Source organism: uncultured Cetobacterium sp. (genome assembly GCF_947038635.1).
In the GTDB taxonomy this organism is placed as follows: domain Bacteria; phylum Fusobacteriota; class Fusobacteriia; order Fusobacteriales; family Fusobacteriaceae; genus Cetobacterium_A.
Genome location: NZ_CAMQXC010000165.1, coordinates 1 through 3,677 on the forward strand (window position 1 = coordinate 1; position 3,677 = coordinate 3,677).

A 3,677-nucleotide genomic window follows, 5' to 3' on the forward strand; every position below is an offset into this window, starting at 1 on the left:
GGCGTACTTAATCTTTTTCTATAAGAGCTATCTTTTAAAAAATTTATTTTTGTAAAATTTAAAAGAAAAATATTGACGATATTTTAAAGCAACTTCCTTTCCTGCAACCCATACGAAACCCCAAAAGGCAATTTCACCAACTGTAGCACACAATACACCTACAATAATTTTTTCATGTGTTTTCATAGGTAAAAAGGGAGAAAAAAAGGCAATTCCCCATAAAATATTAGATAAAATAAATAAGACTAAAACTCTTAAATTTTTTTTAGTCATAAATTAAATATCTTTGTATGAAATTAAAGAAATATCCCAAGTTAAAGTGGCAGCTAAACCAATTAAATGAATTGGCTCTGATACAGATGTACATGCATCCATTAAAATAGATGTTTTATAATTTTTAGTTTTTTTGTTTGAAATAGATGTATGAGTAACACAATTTTGTGTCATCATTCCACAAACTAAAAGCTCATCTACATCTAACTTTTCTAGAACTTTATTTAAATCGGTTTTTACAAATCCATCAGCATATGTTTTTATAACTATGGGAGCATCTGGAGCGGCCTCTAATATTTTAGGGACTATTTGAACACCCTCTGAATCTTTAATAAAAAATGGTGCTAAACCTAAATCAGGATCCGCAATATGTTGAATATGAACTATCGGATAATTTTTATTTTTACATATTTTAATAGCTTCCAGGATATTATTTAAAGTAACTTCTGTATTCCAAAGTGGAAATTTACCTTCGGGAAAATAATCGTTTTGTAAATCAATAATTAATAAAGCTTTTTTCATAAAAATAACCTCCTATAACTAAAATAATACTTTATTATAATTCACTTTTTAAAGGTTGAATAGTACTTACTTTTTTGTGGGTACTTTTAATTTTTTTTTGTATATAGTAAAATAGTAAATAAATTATTAAGGAGATTAATTATGAAATTAAGAAAGGAATATACATGCCCTTTAGAATTTATTCATGATATTCTAAGGGGAAAATGGAAAACTGTTATTATGTGGCAAATTTATTATCGAAGAAATCCTTCACTGTCACAATTACAAAAAGATATTAAAGGAATTAGTCAAAAAATACTTTTAGAGCAGTTAAATGAACTACTAGAATATAAGCTGATATTTAAAGAAAAATCTATAGGATATCCATTAAATGTTCAATACTATATAACTAATGATAAAGGAATGAAAGTTATTGAAGCTTTAAAAATATACCAAAAATTAGGTGAAATATATCTATATGAATTAAAAAATACTTCGCCTGAAAATAAAAATAAAAAGAAGAGTTAAAAGCAGGATAAAAGAAAAATTTCATATAGCAGTTCTAATTCAATTTAATATTTACACACATTGAAAATTTATATAAAAATTTAATAAAATCTCTTATGATTTGTGGAAATAGTTGAGAGCAGAATAGTTTATCCCTAGATGAAAAAATTGAGCTATTTAATACCTTAGAAAATAGTTATTTAATAAAAAGATTTTGCCAGAAAACCTTCCAATAAAAATATTAAGAACGCTTCCCGACTTTCTATGATATCTTTATTTAATCTTTGGTATCTATTCTTCTATATTTTAATGTATCTTTATTATTTATTTTTCGAAGAATACGACAAGGATTACCAACTGCAATAACTCCTGTAGGTATATCTCGAGTAACAATAATAACATTATCTCCAAAGGTAACCTTTGCTCCATCAAGAATAACACAGTTATGATTTGTATAAAAATTTTCTCCTATTTCTATATTATATCCATAATCACACCAAAATGGTGCTGTAATAACAAATGAATTCCCAGTTTTTCCAATTATTTTTTTTAAAAGTTTAGTTTGTTCTTCTTCATTTGATGGCAAAAGTTGATTAAACTTAAAGCATAAATCTTTACAATTTGAACGTTCTTTTAAAAGTTCAGTATCATAATTTGCGTTATATAGTTGTCCAGTATTACATTTTTCTTTTTCAGTCATTATTTATGTTCCTCCCATTTACAATCCATAAATTCAATTTCTGAAAATTCTGCACAAAAGCTTGAATTTTCGGGACTACAAGCATAAATACCAACATTAATTGCTTCATTAGCAGAAAAAAGATGAAAAATTCTCATTTGTTTATAATTAATACCATCATAAGATGATTCTATACAAAAATCATTTTCACGACGACTAAGACGATAATATATGAATTTATGCGTAGCAGGGATATCTGTTGTTGCCCAATCAGAGTAACCATTATTTGTAACAACACTTCCTAGTCTTTGGAAATCTTCATTTACATACTCAATTGAAGCTTTAAACCAATTATCCGAATCTTGATAAATAATAACTCCACATTGATCAAATCGTTGCTTTGAATTAAATTCTGTTTTCACTACAAATGAAAAATATTTATCTGTAATTTGTGATAGTAAGGCTGGGGCATTATTATTTTGAAATCCATAATAAGTTCTTTGCCAAAAATCTGTATATGGGTCTGTTTTTATATAAACTTTATCACTTTCAATTTTTGAGTTTTTAGGCTTATTAATCCACTCTATTTTCAAATTAGTTAGCTTAGTAGTATTTTTCATAAATTGTCTCCTTAAACATCAGTTTGTGCAAACGTTTGCATATGGAAATAAATATATCATATATTAATATATTTGTCTAGGTTTAAACTCAGTCTTATATTTAGGTTTTTTAATCTATTATTAAATTTAGAATTCTATTGATAATTTTTCTTAAAATCTATTTCACGAAGATATGCTTGTTATTTACTTTAAATAAACAACAGTGTATAATAATGTATGTGAATTTTACTTGTCAGATAAAAGAAAAAATTGATATAAAAAAGCCAAAAATCATGTAGGTCATGAAACTTTAAAAATGATATTTTATAAATAATTCAATAAAGTAAGAAGATTTAGAAATGTTTAAAGAGGAGGAATAATGAAAGTTTTGAATATACTAAAATCTTTAGCAGACTTAAATAGATTAAGAATTTTAAAAATTTTATTGCTATTTAAAGAGGCTTGTAATTGTGACTTAGAAGAAGTACTAAAACTAAATCAATCAAATACCTCTAGGCACATTACAAAATTAAAAAAAGATAAATTAATAGTTTGTCAAAAAAAAGGAAAATGGTCTTATTATAGTTTAAACTTGGAACTATTAGAAAAAAATAGTTTTATTACAGATATTTTAGAATCTTTAGAGGATAGGATATTTTTAGAAGATAAAAACAGTTTTATAGAATTTTTAAAAACTAAAAATCATTGCTTAGATTAAAAAAAAGAGTCTCAAACTAAAATAGAATTGAGACTCTTTCATATAATATTAATATCTAGATAAAATTTCTTTAACCTCTTTTTTGTCGGCCATACGTCCTGAAAATATAACTTTTCCATCAATAACAATCCCAGGAGTTTTTAAAACTCCTAACTTTGCAAGTTCAACAAAATCAGTTATTTTTTCAACATTTGCTTTCTTGTCTAGTTCAACTAATACCTCATTAACATAATCTAATAATATATCACAGCTTTTACAACATCCACCTAATACCTTAATTTCCATTTTATTCCTCCTATGTTATATGTTAATAAAATTAAATAAATAACCTATAATTAAAATACCAGTAGTAACCAATCCAACATATAGTGCTAATAACTTAAATTTTATAATCTTACTT

The 3,677-nt window shown here is 25.1% G+C and carries 7 protein-coding genes; 2 read left to right on the plus strand and 5 right to left on the minus strand.

Going from position 1 to position 3,677, the window contains the following annotated elements:
* Positions 1-27: 27 nt before the first annotated feature.
* Both Q0V08_RS11060 and Q0V08_RS11065 read right to left on the minus strand, forming a co-directional pair.
* The gene (locus Q0V08_RS11060) at positions 28-273 is read right to left on the minus strand and encodes a transporter suffix domain-containing protein (RefSeq protein WP_297434750.1); all 246 of its coding nucleotides are present in this window, start codon (positions 271-273) and stop codon (positions 28-30) included.
* Between the two features lie 3 nt (positions 274-276).
* Positions 277-795, minus strand: a complete 519-nt coding sequence (locus tag Q0V08_RS11065) for an isochorismatase family protein (protein WP_297434752.1) — start codon at positions 793-795, stop codon at positions 277-279.
* A gap of 141 nt (positions 796-936) precedes the next feature.
* On the opposite strand from Q0V08_RS11065, the gene Q0V08_RS11070 reads away from it, so the two are divergent.
* Positions 937-1,302, plus strand: coding sequence for a winged helix-turn-helix transcriptional regulator (locus tag Q0V08_RS11070; RefSeq protein ID WP_297434754.1), 366 nt, complete (start codon positions 937-939; stop codon positions 1,300-1,302).
* A gap of 256 nt (positions 1,303-1,558) precedes the next feature.
* On the opposite strand, the gene Q0V08_RS11075 is transcribed toward Q0V08_RS11070, so the two are convergent.
* Positions 1,559-1,981, minus strand: a complete 423-nt coding sequence (locus Q0V08_RS11075) for a maltose acetyltransferase domain-containing protein (RefSeq protein WP_297434756.1) — start codon at positions 1,979-1,981, stop codon at positions 1,559-1,561.
* A complete protein-coding gene (locus tag Q0V08_RS11080) occupies positions 1,981-2,580 on the minus strand; it encodes a DUF1349 domain-containing protein (RefSeq protein ID WP_297434758.1) in 600 nt (199 codons plus the stop codon). The genes Q0V08_RS11075 and Q0V08_RS11080 overlap by 1 nt, the downstream gene beginning before the upstream one ends.
* A gap of 358 nt (positions 2,581-2,938) precedes the next feature.
* Here Q0V08_RS11080 and Q0V08_RS11085 point away from each other — a divergent pair, with 358 nt between their 5' ends.
* On the plus strand, positions 2,939-3,277 hold the full coding sequence (locus Q0V08_RS11085) for a metalloregulator ArsR/SmtB family transcription factor (RefSeq protein WP_297434760.1): 339 nt from the start codon (positions 2,939-2,941) through the stop codon (positions 3,275-3,277).
* Positions 3,278-3,325: 48 nt separating this feature from the next.
* Here the strand turns inward: Q0V08_RS11085 and Q0V08_RS11090 are convergent, their stop codons facing one another.
* Positions 3,326-3,562, minus strand: coding sequence for a thioredoxin family protein (locus tag Q0V08_RS11090; protein ID WP_297434761.1), 237 nt, complete (start codon positions 3,560-3,562; stop codon positions 3,326-3,328).
* Positions 3,563-3,677: the final 115 nt, after the last annotated feature.

What these genes read in the sequence shown, in the direction of transcription:
- Q0V08_RS11060 (WP_297434750.1), bottom strand. Translation starts at nt 273, where the DNA reads ATGACTAAAAAAAATTTAAGAGTTTTAGTCTTATTTATTTTATCTAAT.
- Q0V08_RS11065 (WP_297434752.1), bottom strand. Translation starts at nt 795, where the DNA reads ATGAAAAAAGCTTTATTAATTATTGATTTACAAAACGATTATTTTCCC.
- Q0V08_RS11070 (WP_297434754.1), top strand. Translation starts at nt 937, where the DNA reads ATGAAATTAAGAAAGGAATATACATGCCCTTTAGAATTTATTCATGAT.
- Q0V08_RS11075 (WP_297434756.1), bottom strand. Translation starts at nt 1,981, where the DNA reads ATGACTGAAAAAGAAAAATGTAATACTGGACAACTATATAACGCAAAT.
- Q0V08_RS11080 (WP_297434758.1), bottom strand. Translation starts at nt 2,580, where the DNA reads ATGAAAAATACTACTAAGCTAACTAATTTGAAAATAGAGTGGATTAAT.
- Q0V08_RS11085 (WP_297434760.1), top strand. Translation starts at nt 2,939, where the DNA reads ATGAAAGTTTTGAATATACTAAAATCTTTAGCAGACTTAAATAGATTA.
- Q0V08_RS11090 (WP_297434761.1), bottom strand. Translation starts at nt 3,562, where the DNA reads ATGGAAATTAAGGTATTAGGTGGATGTTGTAAAAGCTGTGATATATTA.